Source organism: Streptomyces sp. GL_140 (assembly GCF_057834465.1).
Genome location: NZ_CM174404.1, coordinates 3,989,732 through 4,010,086 on the forward strand (window position 1 = coordinate 3,989,732; position 20,355 = coordinate 4,010,086).

The following is a 20,355-nucleotide window of genomic DNA, read 5'->3' on the forward strand; positions in this document are numbered from 1 at the left end:
GATTCCGCGGGCTGGCGCTGCGCTCGCGCCTGGCCCTGCTGGTCACGGTCGCGGTGGCACTTGCCGTCGCGGCCGTCGCCGCCGTGTCCTGGGTGATGGTGCGGGCGCAGCTGCGCGACCAGCTGGACCAGTCCCTGATGTCCGCGGACGCGGGGGCGCAGGTGGCGAGCGTCATCCGCGACAACCGCCCGTGCCCGGAGAAGGCACCCTCGCAGAACGGCCAGACCGCCCAGCCCGGCCAGGAGATCGCGAGCAAACTCAACGCGTCCGTACAGATCGTCACGGCGGACGGCAGCCACTGCTGGGTGAGCGGTCCGGCGACCCTGCCGGTGACCACGCTGGACAAGCAGATCGCCGCGGGCCTCCACACCGCCGCCCTGCACGACGTGACGACCGCCGATGGCGTGGAGATGCGCGTCTACACCCAGCCCGCGCGGGTCAGGGAGGGCGCCCCGATCTTCGGGATCTCGGTCGCCAAGCCCCTCGCCGACATCGACAAGCCCCTGTCGACCCTGGCCTGGGTGCTGCTCCTCGTCTCCGGCATCGGCATCGTCGGCGCGGGCGCGGCCGGCCTGTGGGTGGCCCGTACGGGGCTGCGCCCGGTCGACGAACTGACCGGCGCCGTCGAGCACATCGCCCGCACCGAGGACCTGACCGTACGGATCCCCGACGAGGGCGACGACGAGATCGCCCGCCTGTCGCGGTCCTTCAACTCGATGACGGCCGCCCTCGCCTCCTCCCAGGAGCGCCAGGCCCAGCTGATCGCGGACGCCGGGCACGAACTGCGGACCCCGCTCACCTCGCTGCGCACCAACATCGAGCTGCTGGCGCGCAGCGAGGAGACCGGCCGGGCCATCCCGCCCCAGGACCGCAAGGAGCTGCTGGCCTCGGTCAAGGCGCAGATGACGGAGCTGGCCGCGCTCATCGGCGACCTCCAGGAGCTTTCGCGTCCGGATGCGGCCGCTCCCGGTCCGCTGGGCGTGGTGGCACTGCACGACATCGTGGGCGCGGCGCTGTCCCGGGCCCGGCTGCGCGGTCCGGAGCTGGAGTTCCGCTCGGACATGGCGCCCTGGTACGTACGCGGAGAGGCGGCGGCCCTGGAGCGGGCGGTCGTCAACGTCCTGGACAACGCGGTGAAGTTCAGCCCGCCGGGCAGCACGGTCGTGGTCTCGCTGTGCGCGGGCGAGCTGACCGTACGGGACCACGGGCCCGGCATCCCGGCCGACGACCTCCCGCACGTCTTCGAGCGGTTCTGGCGCTCCCCGTCGGCCCGCGCCCTGCCCGGCAGCGGCCTCGGCCTGTCCATCGTGGCCCGTACGGTGCTGCGCGCGGGCGGCACGGCCGAGCTGCGCGCCCCGCGGGACGGCGGGCCGGGCACGGAGGCGGTGCTCCGCATCCCGGGCGCGCCGACCCCGCCGCCCGGGCAGCCGTCAGTTGTGCCGGATCAGTGAGGCGACCAGTCCGGAGCGGGTGTTGGGGAAGTCCATCGGGACGATCCCGAGCCCGGTCCGGCCGGCCAGCTCCGAGCCGTCCACGAAGGAGTGCACCTGCGGATTGAGCCGGTCGGAGTTCCAGCGCGGCGGCAGGGCCGCGGCGGTGCTGGTGTAGTTCATGAAGAACTTCCCCGGCTGGGACACCGCCCGGCGGAACTGTCCCTCGATCTTCCCCCGCTTGCCGAAGGGCTCGGCCATGTAGTCGTCCTGGACGTCGAAGACGTTGCCGTCTCCGTAGCGCAGACCGCCGGGCAGCCCGCCGTTGTCGGGGAGCAGCAGCACCTTGCCGCGGGCCTGTCCGAGGGTGGGCACCGAGTCGGCGATCTTGAACAGTGGCCGCCAGCCCCGGTTGTCGAGGTAGTCGTCGAAGACGCCGCGGAAGGTGGCGTCGCTCTCCTCGGAGTACTCCTGCTTGAGCCGCATCAGCACGGTCTCGGAGGGGTGCGCGGCGAGGAAGTTCCAGCAGGCGACCAGGACGTCGCCGAACATCAGGTTCTGGTAGTACGCGGCGTGGTGGATCGCGAACGATCCGCCGGTCACCCGGCAGCGGACGTCGAGGAACCGGATCCCGGAGTCGAGCTGCTGCGCGATCGAGGTGTTCTGGCAGGCGACGTAGAGCCCGCCCCGGGTGGCGCCGGAGTCGTGGGTGCCGGGGATGGTCATCCGCTGCAGTGCGGTCCCGTCGCCGATCCCCGCCATCCAGTCCTGGGTTCCCAGGGTGCTCGCGGAGGCCGGGGCCGCCGCCGCGGCGAGTCCCGCCGCCGCGCCCGCCGCCATCGCCCCGACCAGAAATGCCCGACGATCCAGTGCCATGCCCGCCCCTTTGCCGACCCGGTGATGGGAAGGGAGTATGGCGTGCGGAACCCGCGTTCACTACCCGTCGGTAACGCTTATCTCTCGAGCAACTCCACCATCGTGCGCAGCCCTTGGGCCAGTTCGCGCCCCGCCGGCGCCCGCTCCGGGTCCGTCAGTGCCTGCACCATCACCCCGGTCAGCAGGGCGATGTGCACCGAGCCGAGGGCCCGTACGTCCTCCTCCGCGACCTCGCTCTCGGGGACCCCGCGCAGCTGCGCGGCCACCATGCGCCGGGACTGGCGCTGACCCTCGGCGAGGATCGCGAGCAGCTCGGGCGAGGACTGCGCGTGGACGAAGGCCTCGACGGAGGCGATCCAGAGCCAGCGCATGTCGCCGAAGTCCCGGATCTTGCGGTCCCACATGTCGGCGTACCGCTCCTCGGTGCTGTCCCCCTCGCCGGCGAGCCGCCCGGACCCGGCGGCCCACTCGTCCATGGCGGCGAAGAGGGCGAGGTTGAGCAGCGCCTCGCGCGAGCCGAAGTGGTAGCCGATCGCGGCCATGCTCACCTCCGACGCCGAGGCGATGTCGCGCACGGTGGTGCGCAGGTAGCCCTTCTCCTCCAGGCAGCGGCGCGCTCCGGCCAGCAGGTCCTCGCGATTTCCCATGCCGGGATCGTAGCCGCGCCCCCTCTTGGGCAACTGCCCAAGACATTCGTATTGCGCGCTTGCCCAAATCCTGGCAGGCTCGGATCAGACACCGCGGGACACACAGTCCCCGCAGGACGAGCAGGGGAGAGCCGAACCATGCGCCACACGCTGACCATCGAAGGCCGCACGCTGTCGTACCTGGACTTCGGCGGCCCCGGCCGTCCCCTGCTCGCACTGCACGGGGGCATGTCCGAAGGCCTCGCCTTCGCCGGCCTCGCCGAGGCCCTGGGCGACGACTGGCGGGTCATCGCCCCCGACCAGCGCGGCCACGGGGACTCCGACCGCGCCGCCGACTACGACCGGGCCGGCTACGTCTCCGACGCCGTCGCGCTCCTCGACCACCTCGGCCTGGACGCCCCCGTCGCCCTCCTCGGCTACTCCCTCGGCGGGCTCAACGCCGTCCACCTGGCGGCCGCCCACCCCGACCGGATCTCGGTGCTCGTCAACGCCGAGGCCGCCGTGGAGATCGACCCCGCGGACGGCGGGTGGATGGAGTTCCTCCGGGCCATGCGCTACACCGCGCCCACCCGCGAGGAACTCCTCGACGCGGCCGGGCCGGTGGGCTCCCAGTTCGTGGCTCAGGCCCTGCGCCCGCTCCCCGACGGGGGCTGGCGGCTGCCGTTCAACCCGCAGGACATGCTCGACTCCGTCGAGGCCTGCCGCGGCGACCACTGGGCCGCCTGGCTCGCCGGCACCTGCCCGGCGCTGCTGATCCACGGCACCCGCAGCACCTCGCTCCCGCAGGCGCAGGCCGACGCGATGGTCGCCAAGCGGCCCGGGGCCTCGTACACGCCCCTGGAGGGCGAGCACTTCCTGCCGTTCACCGACCCGGCGGGCTTCCACGGCGCCATCCGGACGTTCCTGGCCGACCACTGACGGCCACCGGGAACGCCGAAGGGGCGGTGGGCCGTCACGGCCCACCGCCCCTCGCGCGTACTGACGTACTGACGTACTACCTACTTGATGACGGTGATCCGGTCCGCCACCGGCGGAGCCAGCGGCGCCGCCGCCGAGGAGTGACCGGCCAGGTAGGCGTTGAAGCAGTCCAGGTCGGACGCGCCCACCAGCTTGTTCTTGTGCTCCTTCAGGACGGTGAAGCCGTCACCGCCGCCCGCGAGGAACTCGTTCATCGCGACGCGGTAGGTCTTCGCCGGGTCGATCGGCACACCGCCCAGCTTCACCGAGTCCACGACGATGCGGTCCGCGCCCGCCTTCGTGGTGTCCAGGGTGTAGGTGAAGCCCTTGGAGATCTGCAGGATCTTCGGGTTCGGGCCGTTGACCGGGCCGCTGACCTGCTGCTGCAGCGCGGTGATCAGCTGGGCGCCGGTCAGGTCCACGATGTTCATCATGTTGGTGAACGGCTGGACCGTGTACGACTCGCCGTACGTCACCACGCCGTCGCCCTCACTGCCCGCCGCCTTGTAGGCGAGGTCGGCACGGATGCCGCCCGGGTTCATGATGGCGAGCTGCGCACCGCCCTTGGCGGCCGGGGACAGCGCCTCGAGCTGCGCGTCGGCGATCACGTCGCCGAGCGGCTTCTCGTAGGACTCCGAGCCGCGGCCCGGGATGTCGGCGGAGATGTAGCCCATCGGACGGTTCGCGATCGGCGCGGCCAGCGCGTTCCACCGCTGGATCAGCGCGGTCAGGTCCGGAGCCTTGGGCTGGTCGCGGGTGACGACCTTCTGCACCGGCTTCGGCGAGGTGACCGGCGTACGGACGATGTCCTTGGTCTTGCGGTCGTACGTGAGCGTGGTGTCCGTGAACAGCCGGCCGTACGAGGCGGCCGAGGTGACCGTGCGCGGGTTGCCCGCCGGGTCGGGGATGTTGCACGCGTACGCCTGGTGCGTGTGGCCGGTGACCAGGGCGTCGACCTTCGGCGAGACGTTCTTCGCGATGTCGACGATGGCACCGGAGATCCCGGCGCCTGCGCCCGGCACGTTGCAGTCGTAGTTGTACGCGCCGCTCGCGGGCAGACCGCCCTCGTGGATCAGCGCCACGATCGACTTCACGCCCTGCTTGTTCAGCTGCTCGGCGTACTTGTTGATCGTCTCGACCTCGTCGCCGAACTTGAGGCCCTTGACCCCGTCGGCGGTCACGACGTCGGGAGTGCCCTCCAGGGTGACGCCGATGAAGCCGATCTTCACGTCCCCCTTCTTCCAGATGAAGGTGGGGTTCATCATCGGGCGCTTGGTCTTCTCGTCCACCACGTTCGCGGCGAGGTACTTGAAGTCGGCGCCCTCGAAGGTCTTGCCGTACTCGAAGCAGCCCTCGACCGGGTGGCAGCCGCCGTACTGCATGCGGCGCAGTTCGGTCTTGCCCTCGTCGAACTCGTGGTTGCCCACGCTGGTGACGTCCAGCTTGAGGTCGTTGAGCGCCTCGATGGTCGGCTCGTCGTGGAAGAGGCCGGACAGCATCGGGCTGGCGCCGATCATGTCGCCGGCCGCCGCGGTGACGGAGTACGGGTGACCCTTGCGGGCCTCGCGCAGGCCGGTCGCCAGGTACTCGACACCGCCTGCGGGTATGGCTTTGGTGGTGCCGTCGGCCTGACGCTCGGTCACGTTGCCGGAGGAGCCCTGCGGGGGCTCCAGGGTGCCGTGGAGGTCGTTGAAGGACAGCATCTGCACGTCGACGGTGCGGCCGTGGTCGGAGCCTGCACCGCCACCACTCGCGGCACCGGCCGGCAGTGCGGCGGCGACCATCGCACCGGCCGCCGCCGTGACGGCGAGAGCGGTGAGGGTCAACCGGCGGGCTCGGCGGTGCCGTTGTGGCGTCGCTGACATTTGTTCCCCTTTGTGGACAGCGATACGACTTGGGAGGTTCGCCGCAGCCTATTGTCAACGCGCGTAGCGCGACAGGGGGTACGGGGTATCGAGCTGGTTACATGCAAGAGTCGTAGGCTCGCCCCATGACTGACGACGCAGCAACGGCCCTGGAGCCGGGACGGCAGATCCAGACCCTCGACGAGCTGACGGAGGAGCAGGCCGACGCCGTCCTCGCCCTGATCGCGGACGCGGCCCGCACCGACGCCACCACCGCCGTGTCCGAACAGGGCCGCCTCCAGCTGCGCGGCGGAGCGCGCGAGGGGATCCGGCACTTCCTGCTCACCGAGAAGGGCCGGCTCGCCGGATACGGGCAACTGGAGGACACCGACCCGGTGGAGGCGCCCGCCGCCGAGCTGGTCGTCCACCCCTCGATGCGCGGCCGCGGCCACGGCCGGGCGCTGGGCACGGCCCTGCTGGCCGCCTCCGGCAAGCGGATCCGGGTCTGGGCCCACGGCGGCAAGTCCGCCGCCCGCCACCTCGCGCAGGTCCTCGGCCTGACCCTGTTCCGCGAGCTGCGCCAGCTGCGCCGCCCGCTCGGCGGGGCCGGTACGGACGCGGCTCCGCTGCCGGAGCCGGTCCTGCCCGCGGGCGTGACCGTACGCACCTTCGTGCCCGGGGCCGACGACGCCGCCTGGCTCGCCGTCAACGCCGCCGCCTTCGCCCACCACCCCGAGCAGGGCTCGCTCACCCAGCGGGACCTCAACGACCGGATCGCGCAGCCCTGGTTCGACGCCAAGGGCTTCTTCCTCGCCGAACGCGACGGCGAACTCGTCGGCTTCCACTGGACGAAGGTGCACGCCGAGCAGCAGCTCGGCGAGGTCTACGTGGTCGGCGTGCGCCCCGGCGCGCAGGGCGGCGGCCTGGGCAAGGCCCTCACCGCGATCGGCCTGCACCACCTCGCGGCCGCCGGCCTCCCCACCGCCATGCTCTACGTGGACGCCGACAACCCGGCGGCCCTGGCCGTCTACGCGGGCCTCGGCTTCACCACCCACGAGATCGACCTGATGTACCGCACGGAGAGCTGACCCCTGGCGGGGCTGATGGCACTCCGGCCCCGCCAAAATCCAGCCCCGTCAGGGGGTCCCCCCGGACGAAGTCTGGGGGAGTTTGAGGCGCGGGGTCCGGGGCGAGCCCCAGGTCCTCGGGCGGAGCCCCCGGTCCGGGGACGCAGCCCGGGCTCACCCATCACCCGCACGGCGCAGCCGACCCGCGCAGCCGTCCGCCCGGCCCCCGGAAGCCATACGCCATTAACCAGGCATTAATGCGCGCTGGCGAAGCTGATCGCATGCAGCCCCGACTCCGACTGACAGCCGACACTTCCGACGCGCCTGTCCTCCCGCGTGCGCGGAAGAATGGAGTCATGAGCCACAAGCCCAGCGCAGGCCCCACCGACGTCCCCGCCCAGCACCCGTCGCACACGTTCGCATCACCGTCCGCACCCACGGCCGCGGACGTCTCCGCCTCCGTGGCCGCGGCGGCCGCCACCCCCGAGGCCGTAGCCGCGCGCGCCGCCAGCGGCGCCCACGCCCGCCTCGGTTCCATAGCCGCCCACCGCCCGCACGTCGATCTGGAACCGGATCTCGACGCGGACCTGGACGCCTACGACGACAAGGACGGCGGCGAGCTGCCCGCGGGCCGCTTCCTCGACCGGGAACGCAGCTGGCTGGCCTTCAACGAGCGCGTCCTGGAGCTCGCCGAGGACCCGACGACGCCGCTCCTGGAGCGCGCGAACTTCCTGGCGATCTTCGCGAGCAACCTCGACGAGTTCTTCATGGTCCGCGTCGCCGGCCTCAAGCGCCGCATCGCGACCGGCGTCGCCACCCGCTCGGCCTCGGGGCTGCAGCCCCGCGAGGTGCTGGACCAGATCTGGACCCGCTCCCGTGAGCTCATGGCCCGCCACGCCGCCTGCTTCCAGCAGGACATCTCCCCCCAGCTCGCCGAGGAAGGCGTCCACCTCATCCGGTGGAACGACCTCACCGAGAAGGAGCAGGCGCGCCTCTTCACGCTGTTCCGCAACCAGATCTTCCCGGTGCTCACCCCGCTGGCCGTGGACCCCGCGCACCCGTTCCCGTACATCTCCGGCCTCTCCCTGAACCTGGCCGTCGTCGTGCGCAACCCCGTCAGCGGCCACCGCCACTTCGCCCGGGTCAAGGTCCCGCCGCTCCTCTCCCGCTTCCTCGAGGCCTCCCCGCAGCGCTACGTCCCGCTGGAGGACGTCATCGCCGCGCACCTGGAGGAGCTGTTCCCCGGCATGGAGGTGCTCGCGCACCACATGTTCCGCGTGACCCGCAACGAGGACCTGGAGGTCGAGGAGGACGACGCCGAGAACCTCCTGCAGGCCCTGGAGAAGGAGCTCATGCGGCGCCGCTTCGGCCCGCCGGTCCGCCTGGAGGTCGAGGAGTCCATCGACCCCGGCGTCCTGGACCTCCTCGTGCAGGAGCTGAAGGTCAACGCCTCCGAGGTGTACCCGCTGCCCGGCCCGCTGGACCTGACCGCGCTCTTCGGCATCGCCTCGCTGGACCGGCCGGAGCTGAAGTTCACGAAGTTCGTCGCCGGCACGCACCGCGACCTGGCCGAGGTCGAGTCCGCGTCCGCCCCCGACATCTTCGCCGCGCTGCGCGAACGGGACGTGCTGCTGCACCACCCGTACGACTCCTTCTCCACCTCGGTGCAGGCCTTCCTGGAGCAGGCCGCGGCCGACCCGGACGTCCTGGCGATCAAGCAGACGCTGTACCGGACCTCCGGCGACTCCCCGATCGTGGACGCCCTGATAGACGCCGCCGAAGCGGGCAAGCAGGTCCTCGTGCTCGTCGAGATCAAGGCACGCTTCGACGAGCAGGCCAACATCAAGTGGGCCCGCAAGCTGGAGGAGTCCGGCTGCCACGTGGTCTACGGCCTCGTCGGCCTCAAGACCCACTGCAAGCTGTCGCTCGTCGTCCGTCAGGAGGGCGACCAGCTGCGCCGCTACTCCCACGTCGGCACCGGCAACTACCACCCCAAGACGGCACGGCTCTACGAGGACCTCGGGCTGCTCACCGCCGACCCGCAGGTCGGCGCCGACCTCTCCGACCTCTTCAACCGGCTGTCCGGCTACTCGCGCCGCGAGACCTACCGCCGGCTGCTCGTGGCACCGCGCTCGCTGCGCGGCGGCCTGGTCTCCCGCATCGACAAGGAGGCCGCCCACCACAGGGCCGGCCGCCCCGCGTACGTGCGCCTCAAGATGAACTCCATCGTCGACGAGGCGCTCATCGACTCCCTCTACCGGGCCTCGCAGGCGGGGGTGCCCATCGACATCTGGGTCCGCGGCATCTGCGCGATCCGCCCCGGGGTCCCCGGGCTCTCGGAGAACATCCGGGTCCGCTCGATCCTCGGCCGCTTCCTGGAGCACTCCCGGGTCTTCGCCTTCGGCAACGGCGGCGAACCCGAGGTGTACATAGGCAGCGCCGACATGATGCACCGCAACCTCGACCGCCGTATCGAGGCACTGGTCAGGGTCGCCGACCCGGCCCACCGCGCGGCACTGGACCGACTGCTGGAAACCGGCATGTCCGACGCCACCTCCTCCTGGCACCTGGGCCCGGACGGCGAATGGACCCGGCACAGCACGGACAGCGAGGGCCAGCCGCTGCGGCACGTTCAGGAGATGCTCATAGACGCCCGGAGGCGCCGGCGTGGCTCAGCCAAACCATGACCCGACCGCGATTACGGCAGGTGACGTGCTCGGCGTCTACCTGCGCTCGCAGGCCACCGCGTTCCTGCGCGGACTGCGCCTGCACGAGGAGAGCGGGGCCGACGCGGCCGAGGGCACCGAGGCGGCGCGCAGCCTGCGGGGGGCCGCGCGCCGCATCGCCTCTTCCCTCTCCACCTTCAGGGCGGTGACCGATTCCGCCTGGGCGGACTCGCTGCGCACCGAGCTGGTCTGGCTCTCCGCGACCCTGGCCGACGAGCACGCGTACGCCGCCCGCCTGACCCGGCTGATGGACGCCCTGCACCGGCTTTCGGGCTCCCCCGAGGTGCCGGCCCCCCGGGGCGCCGCCTCCGGATCCCTCACCGTGGGCTCGGCGCGCGCCGGCGCCCTGCTGGAGCGCCAGCTCACCCTGGCGCGCACCCGGGCCCATTCCGCCACGCTCCAGGCGCTGGGTTCCTCCCGCTTCCACGCGGTCGCGGACGCGGTGGCGGTGCTGGCCTCAGAGGTCCCGCTGGACGTGGTCGCGGCCCGGGGCCGGGTCGACGAGGTACTCGTACCGCTGGCGGAAGTGGCCGGATCCCGCCTGTCCGCGGCGGTGGCCTCCCTCCCCGCCCCCTGCCCCTCGCACCCGTACAACGCGGACCACGACGGCCCCTGGAACGAGGTACGCCGCCTCCTGCGGGTACACCGCTACGCACGGGAGGCGCTGGGCGAGGACGTGGCCCGGCAGGCGGCCGCGGGCGAGGCCCTGGACCGCCACCGCGACGCGGCAGAGGCCGCGGCGGCCTCGGCCACGGCCGCGCGCACGCCCCGTATCGCCCCGGCGACGGCCTACGCCCTGGGCATCCTGCACGCGGATCAGCGCCACGAGGTCGAGGCCTCCCGGCTGACCTTCTGCCACATCTGGCAGCCGAAATCCGGCCACGCCCTTCCAGAGGCCGAAACCGGTCACGTATCGGTAACGGCAAGATAACGCCGGATTACGGCAGGGTGCGAACCGGGCCGGACACACCACCCCGTCCGTCACGGTTCACCATCCGTTCACCTACCCCGGTCGGCCGCTTCACCTGATCTGCCTAACTTCGTAGATGCAAGGTGCGAGTCACCGCGAAGGCGAACGATTCCCCCGAGCACCCGACGTAGTCCTCTTCGCACGCCGCCCCGATACAGAAAGCGGCCGGCGGCTTCTGGAAGGAAACACCCGAAAGTGAAGCTTCAGCGCAAGAACCGGCTCCGCGCCTCCGTCCTCGGAGCCCTCGTCGTGTCCGGTGCCCTGGTCCTCACGGCGTGCGGCTCGGACGACAACACCAAGACCGACGCCTCCGCGTCCGGCAAGCCGAGCACCGCCCCGAGCGACATCAAGTGCGACGGCGCCAAGGGCAAGCTGCTCGCCTCCGGCTCTTCCGCGCAGAAGAACGCGGTCGACCTGTGGATCAAGAACTACATGGCGGCCTGCTCCGGCGTCGAGGTGAACTACAAGTCCTCCTCCTCCGGTGAAGGCATCGTCGCGTTCAACCAGGGCACGGTCGGTTTCGCCGGTTCGGACTCCGCGCTGAAGCCCGACGCCGTCGAGGAGTCGAAGAAGGTCTGCACCGGCGGTCAGGGCATCGACCTGCCGATGGTCGGCGGCCCGATCGCGATCGGCTTCAACGTCGCCGGCGTGGACAAGCTGACGCTGGACGCCCCCACCATCGCCGCGATCTTCAACGACAAGATCAAGAAGTGGGACGACGAGGCGATCAAGAAGCTGAACCCCGGCGTCACGCTTCCCTCCACCGCGATCCAGGCCTTCCACCGCTCCGAGGACTCGGGCACCACCGAGAACCTGGGCAAGTACCTCAAGGCCGCGGCCCCCGACGCCTGGTCCTACGACGCCGCGAAGAAGTGGCCGGCCCCGGGTGGCCAGGCCGCCTCCGGCTCCGCCGGTGTCGCCTCGCAGGTCAAGGCCGTTGACGGTGCGATCGGCTACTTCGAGCTCTCCTACGCCTCCTCGCAGTCCATCAAGACCGTGGACGTGAACACGGGCGCCGCCGCTCCGGTCAAGGCCAGCAGCGAGAACGCCTCCAAGGCCATCGCCGCCGCCAAGATCGCCGGCACCGGCGACGACCTGGCGCTGAAGCTCGACTACACCACCAAGGCCGACGGCGCCTACCCGATCGTCCTGGTCACCTACGAGGTCGTCTGCGACAAGGGCAACAAGGCCGAGACGCTCCCGACCGTGAAGTCCTTCCTGAACTACACCGCTTCCGACGCCGGCCAGAAGGCGCTCTCCGAGATCGGCTACGCCCCGATCCCGACCGAGATCAACGCCAAGGTCCGCGAGGTCATCGCGAAGCTCGCCTGATCCAGACCCCCGGACCATCCGGGCCGCTTCCCCCCGTCCGGGGAGAGCGGCCCGGCCCGGGGACCCTCCCCTCCACCCAGGGGATCCGGTGCACCGCCGCCAGGGGGCCTGCCCCCCATCCAGACCGGAAAGACCATGGCTTCCACCACACCCACCCAGATAGACACGGCTCCGCCTGTCGCCAAGAGCGGAAGGTCCACCGGCCGCGCCGGTGACAAGATCTTCGCCGGCCTCTCCAAGGGCTCCGGCATCCTGCTCCTGGTGATCATGGCGTCGATCGCCGTCTTCCTCACCTACCGCGCTTCGATCGCCCTGGCCGACAACGAGGGCAACTTCCTCACCACGTTCGACTGGAACGCGTCGGCCAAGCCCCCCGTCTTCGGCATCGCCGTCCTGCTCTTCGGCACCGTCGTCAGCTCGATCATCGCGATGGTCATCGCGGTTCCGATCGCTGTCGGCATCGCCCTCTTCATCTCGCACTACGCGCCGCGCAAGCTGGCCTCCCCCCTCGCCTACGTGGTCGACCTGCTCGCCGCAGTGCCCTCGATCATCTACGGCATCTGGGGCGCGCTCTTCCTCGTCCCGTACCTCGGCGGCCTGAACTCCTGGCTCGACGAGTACATGGGCTGGACCTACGTCTTCGACAAGACCCAGGTCGGCGTCGCGCGCTCGCTCTTCACCGTCGGCATCCTGCTCGCGATCATGATCCTCCCGATCGTCACCAGCGTCAGCCGCGAGGTCTTCCTGCAGGTCCCGCGCATGAACGAGGAAGCCGCACTGGCCCTCGGCGCGACCCGCTGGGAGGTCATCCGCCTGTCAGTGCTGCCCTTCGGCCGCTCCGGAGTCATCTCCGCCTCGATGCTCGGCCTCGGCCGCGCGCTCGGCGAGACCATGGCCGTCGCCACCGTGCTGTCCCCGAGCTTCCTGATCTCCGGCCACATCCTGGACCCGGGCGGCGGCACGTTCGCGCAGAACATCGCCGCCAAGTTCGACGAGGCCAACGAGTTCGGCCGCGACGCCCTGATCGCCTCCGGTCTCGTGCTCTTCCTGCTCACCCTGCTGGTCAACGGCGCCGCCCGGCTGATCATCGCCCGTCGCAAGGACTTCTCGGGGGCGAACGCCTGATGAGCCACGCACTCCAGGACCCGCGCCCCTCCCGGGCCCGCACGTCCGTCGCCCCCACCAGCCTGACGCAGGGCAGCCTGCCCCGCTGGGCCCCGGCCGGCATCGCCGTCCTCTCGGTCGCCCTCGGCTGCGGCCTCGGCGCCGTCTTCGGCCTCCACAGCCGGATCCAGTGGGGTCTGCTCGCCGCCATCCTGTTCGTGGTCATCACGTACACGGCCAGCGCGCTGATCGAGAACCGCCGCCAGGCCAAGGACCGGGTCGCGACCTCCGTCGTCTGGGTCTGCTTCCTGCTCGCGGTCGTCCCGCTGCTCTCGCTCCTGTGGACCACCATCAGCCGCGGCATCAAGCTCCTCGACGGCAACTTCCTCAGCCACTCGATGAACGGCGTGACCTCCTTCGACCACGGCGGCGGCGTCTACCACGCGCTGCTCGGCACCATCGAGCAGGTCGGCCTGGCCACCGCGATCTCCGCGCCCATCGGCCTGCTGACCGCCGTCTACCTGGTCGAGTACGGCCGGGGCTCGCTCGCCAAGGCCGTGACGTTCTTCGTCGACGTCATGACCGGCATCCCCTCCATCGTCGCGGGTCTGTTCATCCTGACGACCTGGAACCTGATGCTCGGCTTCGGCCCCTCCGGTTTCGCCGGCTCGCTGGCCCTGTCGATCCTGATGATGCCCGTCGTGGTCCGCTCCACCGAGGAGATGCTCAAGCTCGTCCCCAACGAGCTGCGCGAGGCCGCCCTGGCCCTCGGTGTGCCGAAGTGGCGCATGATCCTCAAGGTCGTGCTGCCCACCGCCATCGGCGGGATCTCCACCGGCGTGATGCTGGCCGTCGCCCGAATCGCGGGCGAGACCGCGCCGATCATGCTGCTGGTCTTCGGCTCCCAGCTGATCAACAACAACCCCTTCGAAGGCGCCCAGTCCTCGCTCCCCCTGTACATCTGGGAGCAGTACAAGGTCGGCAGTGAAGCCTCCTACGACCGGGCATGGGCCGCAGCGCTCGTCCTGATCGCCTTCGTCATGATCCTCAATCTGGTGGCCCGCGGCATCGCCCGCTGGAAGGCTCCCAAGACCGGTCGCTAAAAGCGAGCCCATTAGCGGCTCCGCCGCAGTGACCACCCGAAAGCGAAGTGACCCCTCATGGCTAAGCGAATCGACGTCAGCGGACTGTCCGCCTTCTACGGCACCCACAAGGCCATCGACGACATCTCGATGACCGTGGAGCCCCGCTCCGTGACCGCCTTCATCGGCCCCTCCGGCTGCGGCAAGTCCACCTTCCTGCGCACCCTGAACCGCATGCACGAGGTCACCCCCGGCGGCCGCGTCGAGGGCAAGGTGCTGCTGGACGACGAGAACCTGTACGGCCCCGGCGTGGACCCGGTCGCGGTCCGCCGCACGGTCGGCATGGTCTTCCAGCGCCCGAACCCCTTCCCCACCATGTCGATCTTCGACAACGTGGCGGCGGGCCTGCGGCTGAACGGCTCCTTCAAGAAGTCCGAGCTGACCGACATCGTCGAGAAGTCGCTCCAGGGCGCCAACCTCTGGAACGAGGTCAAGGACCGCCTGAACAAGCCGGGCTCCGGCCTCTCCGGCGGCCAGCAGCAGCGCCTGTGCATCGCCCGCGCCATCGCGGTCGAGCCCCAGGTCCTCCTGATGGACGAGCCCTGCTCGGCCCTCGACCCGATCTCCACCCTCGCCATCGAGGACCTGATCGGCGAGCTCAAGGAACGCTTCACGATCGTCATCGTGACGCACAACATGCAGCAGGCGGCCCGCGTCTCCGACCGCACCGCCTTCTTCAACCTCTCCGCGGTCGGCCAGCCCGGAAAGCTGGTCGAGATCGACGACACGGACCGGATCTTCTCGAACCCGTCCGTGCAGGCGACCGAGGACTACATCTCGGGCCGCTTCGGCTAAACCCGCGAGACTCCATGCGGCCGTGCCGCGTGGGTGCTGAACGTCCTGCGGTGCTGCATGGCGGTGCCACCGCAAGGCGAAAGGGCCGGCTCCCCCTGGGTGGGGGGAGCCGGCCCGCTTTCGTTCCTGCCGTACGGATACCGCTACTGCACGAAGGCCAGGTTCACGATCCAGAAGCAGACCGCGGCGACGAGCGCCGCGGCCGGCATGGTGATGAACCAGCCGAGGATGATGTTCTTGGCCACGCCCCAGCGGACCGCGTTCACCCGCTTGGTCGCGCCCACACCCATGATCGCCGAGGTGATCACGTGGGTGGTGGAGATCGGCGCGTGGAAGAGGTAGGCCGAACCGAACATGATCGAGGCGCCGGTGGTCTCCGCCGCGAAGCCCTGCGGCGGGTCCAGCTCGATGATCTTGCGGCCGAGGGTCCGCATGATCCGCCAGCCGCCCGCGTAGGTACCCAGCGACAGCATCACGGCGCACACGATCTTGACCCAGACCGGAATCTCGTCGCCCGCGTTCTGCACGTCGGCGATGACCAGGGCCATCATCACGATGCCCATGGTCTTCTGCGCGTCCTGCAGACCGTGGCCGAGGGCCATGCCGGCCGCCGAGACCGTCTGCGCGATGCGGAAACCGCGCTTGGCCTTGTGCGGGTTGGAGCGGCGGAACATCCACAGGATGGCGACCATCACCAGGTAACCGACGACGAGGCCGACGACCGGCGAGACGAACATCGGGATGACGACCTTGTCGAGCACGCCCGACCACAGCACCTCGGTGCCGCCCGCCAGCGCCGCGCCCACCATGCCGCCGAACAGCGCGTGCGAGGAGGACGAGGGCAGGCCGAAGTACCAGGTGATCAGGTTCCACACGATCGCGCCGACCAGCGCCGCGAAGAGGATCCACATGCCCCGGTTGCCGTGGGGCGTCTCGATGAGGCCCTCGCTGACCGTCTTGGCGACCCCGCTGCCCAGGAAGGCACCGGCGAGGTTCATCACCGCGGCCATCGCGAGCGCGGCGCGCGGGGTCAGCGCGCGGGTCGAGACCGAGGTCGCGATCGCGTTCGCCGAGTCGTGGAAACCGTTGGTGTACGTAAAACCGAGCGCGACACCGATGGTCACGATCAGAGCGAAGGTGTCCACGAGGTTCAGGACTCCTTGACCGCGATGGTCTCCACCGTGTTCGCGACGTGCTCGAACGCGTCGGCCGCCTCTTCGAGCACGTCGACGATCTGCTTGAGCTTGAGCACCTCGATGGCGTCGTACTTGCCGTTGAAGAGCTGGGCGAGCAGCTTGCGGTGGATCTGGTCGGCCTGGTTCTCGAGGCGGTTGACCTCGATCCAGTACTCGGTCAGGTTCTCCATGGTCCGCAGGTGCGGCATGGCCTCGGCGGTCAGCTCGGCCGCGCGCGCCAGTACCTCGATCTGCTGCTCGACGCCCTTGGGGAGCTCCTCCACGTTGTAGAGGACGACCAGGTCGACCGCCTCCTCCATGAAGTCCATGATGTCGTCGAGGCAGGACGCCAGGTTGTAGATGTCCTCGCGGTCGAACGGCGTGATGAAGGAGGAGTTGAGCTGGTGGAAGATCGCGTGGGTGGCGTCATCCCCCGCGTGCTCCGCTGCCCGCATCCGCTCCGCGATCTCGGCTCGGGCGGAGGAGTCCGCTCCGAGCAGTTCCATCAGGAGCTTGGAGCCCGTGACGATGTTGTCCGCGGATGCGGCGAACATGTCGTAGAAGCTCGTCTCCCTGGGGGTCAGACGAAATCGCACGTGAGGTCCTCGGGGTGCATTGGATTCGGTCAGGCTGATGCTAGGCGCATCCCCCGGCCACGGCTAACCGGCAGTTCCCCAGTGTCCTCCATCAGGCAGAGTGAGGACCACGGGCCCCTGCCTCTGCGGACGGGGCCCGGTATCATATACCCATGAGGGGTATGCACCCCTCATTCCGGACCACGGGAGGACGCATGACTGCCATCCAGGCGGAGGGCTCCGGAGCCGAAGCGGGCACCGAGGCCGTGGCGGCCGCAGCCGTGCACGGCTACCACCACCAGAAGGACGAGCACCTCAAGAGGCTGCGCCGGATCGAGGGCCAGATCCGGGGACTCCAGCGCCTCGTCGACGAGGACGTCTACTGCATCGACATACTCACCCAGGTCTCGGCGAGCACGAAGGCGCTCCAGTCCTTCGCGCTCCAGCTGCTGGAGGAGCACCTGCGGCACTGTGTCGCGGACGCGGCCGTCAAGGGCGGGGGCGAGATCGACGCCAAGGTCGAGGAAGCGACGAAGGCCATCGCACGGCTGCTGCGGACCTGAGGTTTCGGCGGGCGGGCGGACGGGTGGGGCGGACGGGCGGCCGGCGCCCCATCAGTACTGCGTCATCAGTACTGCGTCATCAGCACTTCGTCGATGCGGTCCTGGCTGAGCCGGTCCTCGTTCGCGGCCGAGGCCGCGATGATCAGCTCGCCGCACAACTCGATCTCGGCGAGGGCCACGTAGTCCTGCACCGTCGTACCGCCTGCGGGAGTCACGCGTTCCGCCTCTCTCTGCCGTCGTCGGGTCGCCGGCGCCCGGGTCCTCAGCGTAGGGACGGGAGGGCGCCGCGCGCATGACACGGATGGACCATTTCCGGCCCCTCACACGGGACCGACGGCCGACCATGGCCCGATCGCGCCGCCCGGCACGGGCCCGCACCGCTAGTCGGCGATCTTCCCCGCGTAGATGTCGCCCGCCGCCGGCAGGACCACGGTGACCGGAGTCCCGAACCCGTAGAGCAGCGTGGTGGAGGAGACATCGATCACGCCGTTGTTGACGTAGGTGAAACGGTGCCGGACCTTGCGCAGCCGGCCCTCCGCGTCGAGGTACGCGTCGAACGGCACCGCGTCCTTGCTGAACCCTTTCGCCGCCGCCTCCAGCGCACCCTTCACCGCCGGCGAGGCATCCGCCGCGGCCCGCACGATGTCGGTCGTACCCCGGTAGTGCCGCACCTTGGTCCCCGCCACCTCGGTCTCGCCCACGTACGTCACCTCCTGCGCGCCGCGCAGCAGCTCGGCGGCGGCCATCGGGTCGGTGGCCCCGCCCGTGACGAGGTTCCCGTCGGCCAGGGCCGTCGTGTCCACCCGTACCCACTTGTCGTCGGGGACGCCCGCGCCCCGGTTCTTCATGTAGAGCGCGCCGGGCACCAGCAGCTCGGTGATGGGCCGGTGTTCGGCCTTGCCCTTGGCGTCGTCCGGGAGCATGACCAGGAGCTGGCCCATCCGGTTCTTGAAATCGACCCCGCCCTCGCCGCGAATGGTGACCCTGGTGCCGCCGGTCGCCATCTCCATCGCCGTACGGGCCCGCGCGCTGCCGGTCCTCGCCAGCACGTCGGCGGCTCCGCGGATCGTGGCCACCGGGTCGCCGCTGGGGCGGCCGTCGTCCCCGGCGGCCGCTTCGCCGCCGCACCCGCTCAACGCCGCCGACGTCAGGGCCAGGCCGACGGCGAACGCCGTCCCGCCCGCGCGTCCCAGCCGCATCCTGTGCCGGTGCACCACCATCGCCTGCCAACCCCCAACGCGTGACCGCTGTTTGCCCGAGGCCCACCCACTCCGCTTAACGAGGTCCCGGGGCTCCCGTCACGGCCCCGGCCCTTCCTCGAACGGCTCACCAACTCCGCGAAACCTCCCTGTGAACCCCGCGCGAACCGGTGGGAGCCCCGGGGCCGGTCCGCGCGCCGGGGCGCACACCACGGCACACACTCGGGCAAACAACCGTCCGACCATCGACCGTGCACCCGGCCGGGCTCCGGAGGATCCGCCCGCGCAGGACAGTCCCGCAGCCGGTCCGGCCCGGGTACCGTGGTGCCGTGGAACCGCACACCAAAGCGACTCTCGTCCCTCCGCTTGCCGACGTGCCGCTGCCCCGAGACCCGGGGACATCGGACCGCCCGCCCGCCGGACACACCACGAGCACCGCGGACCGGGGCTCCTTCTGCCTGGCCGTCTGCAGCTGCGGCTGGCGCGGCCCGGCCCGCCGCTCCCGCGACCTGGCCCGCAAGGACGCCGGAGCCCACGTCACGCAGTAGCCCCGAGTCCGCCCCTGCCACCGGCCCCGGCCGGTCCGGCACCTCGTTCGCCCGTTCGGACGGTCCGGGTGGCCGACGTCTGCGGGAGCGGATGCCCTTGACCCATGCCCGGACCCGCGCCACGACTCGCCGCCCTCTTCTGGGCCCTGCTGATCGCACTCGCCCCGGCCGCAACGGCCGCACCGGCCCGTGCCAGCCCCGTCGGAACGGCCGACGGGCCCGGCGATGTCGTCCTGGCCATCGGGGTCACCACCACCGCGGCCGCCGCTACCGGCCTGTGGCTGCGCTCGCGCTACCGCCGCGAGGACACGGACTCCCCCTCGGACGGCACGGACGGCGGCGGCGAACCGTGACCCTGCCCCCGCGCTCCCGCCCCGCGGCGGTCCGCCTCTGCTTCGCAGTGGCCGCCCTCTGCCTCCTGGCGGCCCTCCTCCTGTCGGCCTGGGACCGCTACGGCCGCCCTTGAACCACGGGGCGGCGCACACCGGGCCCCGCTCTACGCGGCGAGTCCCTTGTCCCGCGGCCCCTGGGCCTGCGGCAGGTCCACCGGCCGGGCCACTACCCGGCCGCGCGCGCGGACCAGTACGCCCAGCCGCGGCGAACGGGCCACGGCCCGCACCACCGGGGTCAGCAGGGCCATCGCGAGCGGGGCGAGCAGCAGCACCACCGCGGTGCCCAGCGCGAAGCCGCCGATGACGTCGGTCGGGTAGTGCACGCCCATGTAGACGCGGGTGAAGCCCTCCAGCAGAGCCAGCCCGATCCCGACGAAGCCGAGCCTGCGGTGGGCGACGAACAGGCCGACGCCCAGCGCCATCGCGAGCGTCGAGTGGTCGCTGACGAACGAGAACGCGCTGTGTCCGATGCCGGCGCCGGAATCCAGCACCTCGACCCCGCCGTGCTGCGCGGCCGGCCGCGGCCGGCCCACGAACTCCCGCAGCGGGATGTTCAGGAGCAGCGCGGCCCCGGCGGCGAGCGGCGCCCACACGAGCGCGGCGAAGGATTCGACGGCCGCGGCCTCGTCCAGCCGGCGCGCCCCGCGCCAGCACCACAGCACCAGGAGCACGAGGGCCAGCAGGATCCCGTACTCACCGACGACCGAGACCACCCGGTCCAGCCAGTGCGGGGCCTGCCGGGCCAGTCCGTTGATCTCGTACAGCAGGCTTACATCCACGTTCGGCCCACCTGTTGTGAGTCCAGCCATGGTGATGCGGCCCCTTGCCCTTGCCTTGGTACCCCTGCGGACACACCCCTGTGTGTGCCCCTACGCCCCCAGTGATCAACTCGATGATCCAGTATGTGGTTCGGTCCCCTTGACCATGGAACGGCCGTTGCGGCGCCCGCGTTCCACTCTCCACCGAATGATCACTCCAACGTTATCGAAGAGTGACTCATCGTCGCAGCTCAG

Annotated in this window: 20 protein-coding genes; 12 read left to right on the forward strand and 8 right to left on the reverse strand. The window is 70.7% G+C overall.

Going from position 1 to position 20,355, the window contains the following annotated elements; translation table 11 throughout:
- The first annotated feature begins 11 nt into the window (after nucleotides 1–11).
- A complete protein-coding gene (locus AC3IYJ_RS18565) occupies nucleotides 12–1,451 on the forward strand; it encodes a HAMP domain-containing sensor histidine kinase (protein ID WP_489402854.1) in 1,440 nt (479 codons plus the stop codon).
- On the opposite strand, the gene AC3IYJ_RS18570 is transcribed toward AC3IYJ_RS18565, so the two are convergent.
- Both AC3IYJ_RS18570 and AC3IYJ_RS18575 read right to left on the reverse strand, forming a co-directional pair.
- Nucleotides 1,431–2,306, reverse strand: a complete 876-nt coding sequence (locus AC3IYJ_RS18570; protein ID WP_489402411.1) for a phosphatidylinositol-specific phospholipase C — start codon at nucleotides 2,304–2,306, stop codon at nucleotides 1,431–1,433. The genes AC3IYJ_RS18565 and AC3IYJ_RS18570 overlap by 21 nt on opposite strands.
- A gap of 77 nt (nucleotides 2,307–2,383) precedes the next feature.
- Nucleotides 2,384–2,953 (reverse strand): TetR/AcrR family transcriptional regulator, encoded by a 570-nt coding sequence (locus AC3IYJ_RS18575; protein WP_489402412.1) that lies wholly within the window; start codon nucleotides 2,951–2,953, stop codon nucleotides 2,384–2,386.
- A gap of 138 nt (nucleotides 2,954–3,091) precedes the next feature.
- Between AC3IYJ_RS18575 and AC3IYJ_RS18580 the strand changes: the two genes are divergently transcribed.
- Nucleotides 3,092–3,871 (forward strand): alpha/beta fold hydrolase, encoded by a 780-nt coding sequence (locus AC3IYJ_RS18580; protein WP_489402413.1) that lies wholly within the window; start codon nucleotides 3,092–3,094, stop codon nucleotides 3,869–3,871.
- An 80-nt stretch (nucleotides 3,872–3,951) separates the two neighbouring features.
- On the opposite strand, the gene AC3IYJ_RS18585 is transcribed toward AC3IYJ_RS18580, so the two are convergent.
- On the reverse strand, nucleotides 3,952–5,775 hold the full coding sequence (locus AC3IYJ_RS18585; RefSeq protein WP_489402414.1) for a bifunctional metallophosphatase/5'-nucleotidase: 1,824 nt from the start codon (nucleotides 5,773–5,775) through the stop codon (nucleotides 3,952–3,954).
- A gap of 125 nt (nucleotides 5,776–5,900) precedes the next feature.
- Between AC3IYJ_RS18585 and mshD the strand changes: the two genes are divergently transcribed.
- The 7 genes from mshD (at nucleotide 5,901) to pstB (ending at nucleotide 14,890) form a co-directional block, all read left to right on the forward strand.
- On the forward strand, nucleotides 5,901–6,842 hold the full coding sequence (gene mshD, locus AC3IYJ_RS18590) for a mycothiol synthase (protein ID WP_489402415.1): 942 nt from the start codon (nucleotides 5,901–5,903) through the stop codon (nucleotides 6,840–6,842).
- A 335-nt stretch (nucleotides 6,843–7,177) separates the two neighbouring features.
- Nucleotides 7,178–9,508 carry an RNA degradosome polyphosphate kinase gene (locus tag AC3IYJ_RS18595; protein ID WP_489402416.1) on the forward strand — a complete coding sequence of 777 codons (2,331 nt, stop codon included), beginning with the start codon at nucleotides 7,178–7,180 and terminating at the stop codon, nucleotides 9,506–9,508.
- A complete protein-coding gene (locus AC3IYJ_RS18600; protein WP_489402417.1) occupies nucleotides 9,489–10,478 on the forward strand; it encodes a CHAD domain-containing protein in 990 nt (329 codons plus the stop codon). The genes AC3IYJ_RS18595 and AC3IYJ_RS18600 overlap by 20 nt, the downstream gene beginning before the upstream one ends.
- A 234-nt stretch (nucleotides 10,479–10,712) precedes the next feature.
- Nucleotides 10,713–11,849, forward strand: coding sequence for a phosphate ABC transporter substrate-binding protein PstS (pstS, locus tag AC3IYJ_RS18605; RefSeq protein ID WP_489402418.1), 1,137 nt, complete (start codon nucleotides 10,713–10,715; stop codon nucleotides 11,847–11,849).
- A gap of 135 nt (nucleotides 11,850–11,984) precedes the next feature.
- Nucleotides 11,985–12,974: a phosphate ABC transporter permease subunit PstC gene (gene pstC / locus AC3IYJ_RS18610; protein ID WP_489402419.1), complete on the forward strand. Its 990-nt coding sequence runs from the start codon at nucleotides 11,985–11,987 to the stop codon at nucleotides 12,972–12,974.
- Entirely contained in the window at nucleotides 12,974–14,056 is a 1,083-nt protein-coding gene (pstA, locus tag AC3IYJ_RS18615; protein WP_489402420.1) for a phosphate ABC transporter permease PstA, read from the forward strand. Before pstC ends, pstA begins: the two co-directional genes overlap by 1 nt.
- Before the next feature lie 57 nt (nucleotides 14,057–14,113).
- Nucleotides 14,114–14,890, forward strand: a complete 777-nt coding sequence (gene pstB, locus AC3IYJ_RS18620; RefSeq protein WP_328299559.1) for a phosphate ABC transporter ATP-binding protein PstB — start codon at nucleotides 14,114–14,116, stop codon at nucleotides 14,888–14,890.
- A gap of 143 nt (nucleotides 14,891–15,033) precedes the next feature.
- On the opposite strand, the gene AC3IYJ_RS18625 is transcribed toward pstB, so the two are convergent.
- Nucleotides 15,034–16,035: an inorganic phosphate transporter gene (locus AC3IYJ_RS18625; protein ID WP_489402421.1), complete on the reverse strand. Its 1,002-nt coding sequence runs from the start codon at nucleotides 16,033–16,035 to the stop codon at nucleotides 15,034–15,036.
- A gap of 5 nt (nucleotides 16,036–16,040) precedes the next feature.
- The gene (locus AC3IYJ_RS18630) at nucleotides 16,041–16,661 is read right to left on the reverse strand and encodes a DUF47 domain-containing protein (RefSeq protein ID WP_150519007.1); all 621 of its coding nucleotides are present in this window, start codon (nucleotides 16,659–16,661) and stop codon (nucleotides 16,041–16,043) included.
- 194 nt (nucleotides 16,662–16,855) lie between these two features.
- Between AC3IYJ_RS18630 and AC3IYJ_RS18635 the strand changes: the two genes are divergently transcribed.
- Nucleotides 16,856–17,203 (forward strand): metal-sensitive transcriptional regulator, encoded by a 348-nt coding sequence (locus AC3IYJ_RS18635; RefSeq protein WP_489402422.1) that lies wholly within the window; start codon nucleotides 16,856–16,858, stop codon nucleotides 17,201–17,203.
- 65 nt (nucleotides 17,204–17,268) lie between these two features.
- On the opposite strand, the gene AC3IYJ_RS18640 is transcribed toward AC3IYJ_RS18635, so the two are convergent.
- The gene (locus AC3IYJ_RS18640) at nucleotides 17,269–17,418 is read right to left on the reverse strand and encodes a hypothetical protein (protein WP_489402423.1); all 150 of its coding nucleotides are present in this window, start codon (nucleotides 17,416–17,418) and stop codon (nucleotides 17,269–17,271) included.
- 165 nt (nucleotides 17,419–17,583) lie between these two features.
- Entirely contained in the window at nucleotides 17,584–18,423 is an 840-nt protein-coding gene (locus AC3IYJ_RS18645) for an SCO4651 family lipoprotein (RefSeq protein ID WP_489402424.1), read from the reverse strand.
- 308 nt (nucleotides 18,424–18,731) lie between these two features.
- Here AC3IYJ_RS18645 and AC3IYJ_RS18650 point away from each other — a divergent pair, with 308 nt between their 5' ends.
- Nucleotides 18,732–18,950 carry a hypothetical protein gene (locus AC3IYJ_RS18650; protein ID WP_489402425.1) on the forward strand — a complete coding sequence of 73 codons (219 nt, stop codon included), beginning with the start codon at nucleotides 18,732–18,734 and terminating at the stop codon, nucleotides 18,948–18,950.
- A 104-nt stretch (nucleotides 18,951–19,054) separates the two neighbouring features.
- Nucleotides 19,055–19,303, forward strand: coding sequence for a hypothetical protein (locus AC3IYJ_RS18655; protein WP_489402426.1), 249 nt, complete (start codon nucleotides 19,055–19,057; stop codon nucleotides 19,301–19,303).
- A 143-nt stretch (nucleotides 19,304–19,446) separates the two neighbouring features.
- Here the strand turns inward: AC3IYJ_RS18655 and AC3IYJ_RS18660 are convergent, their stop codons facing one another.
- Nucleotides 19,447–20,151, reverse strand: coding sequence for a phosphatase PAP2 family protein (locus AC3IYJ_RS18660; RefSeq protein WP_489402427.1), 705 nt, complete (start codon nucleotides 20,149–20,151; stop codon nucleotides 19,447–19,449).
- Nucleotides 20,152–20,355: the final 204 nt, after the last annotated feature.

Excerpts from the sequence above, each read along its gene's own strand:
- pstC (WP_489402419.1), top strand. The coding sequence starts at position 11,985 with ATGGCTTCCACCACACCCACCCAGATAGACACGGCTCCGCCTGTCGCC.
- pstB (WP_328299559.1), top strand. The coding sequence starts at position 14,114 with ATGGCTAAGCGAATCGACGTCAGCGGACTGTCCGCCTTCTACGGCACC.
- AC3IYJ_RS18580 (WP_489402413.1), top strand. The coding sequence starts at position 3,092 with ATGCGCCACACGCTGACCATCGAAGGCCGCACGCTGTCGTACCTGGAC.
- AC3IYJ_RS18570 (WP_489402411.1), bottom strand. The coding sequence starts at position 2,306 with ATGGCACTGGATCGTCGGGCATTTCTGGTCGGGGCGATGGCGGCGGGC.
- AC3IYJ_RS18660 (WP_489402427.1), bottom strand. The coding sequence starts at position 20,151 with ATGGCTGGACTCACAACAGGTGGGCCGAACGTGGATGTAAGCCTGCTG.
- AC3IYJ_RS18655 (WP_489402426.1), top strand. The coding sequence starts at position 19,055 with ATGCCCGGACCCGCGCCACGACTCGCCGCCCTCTTCTGGGCCCTGCTG.
- mshD (WP_489402415.1), top strand. The coding sequence starts at position 5,901 with ATGACTGACGACGCAGCAACGGCCCTGGAGCCGGGACGGCAGATCCAG.
- AC3IYJ_RS18585 (WP_489402414.1), bottom strand. The coding sequence starts at position 5,775 with ATGTCAGCGACGCCACAACGGCACCGCCGAGCCCGCCGGTTGACCCTC.
- AC3IYJ_RS18595 (WP_489402416.1), top strand. The coding sequence starts at position 7,178 with ATGAGCCACAAGCCCAGCGCAGGCCCCACCGACGTCCCCGCCCAGCAC.
- AC3IYJ_RS18635 (WP_489402422.1), top strand. The coding sequence starts at position 16,856 with ATGACTGCCATCCAGGCGGAGGGCTCCGGAGCCGAAGCGGGCACCGAG.
- pstA (WP_489402420.1), top strand. The coding sequence starts at position 12,974 with ATGAGCCACGCACTCCAGGACCCGCGCCCCTCCCGGGCCCGCACGTCC.
- AC3IYJ_RS18575 (WP_489402412.1), bottom strand. The coding sequence starts at position 2,953 with ATGGGAAATCGCGAGGACCTGCTGGCCGGAGCGCGCCGCTGCCTGGAG.
- AC3IYJ_RS18645 (WP_489402424.1), bottom strand. The coding sequence starts at position 18,423 with ATGGTGGTGCACCGGCACAGGATGCGGCTGGGACGCGCGGGCGGGACG.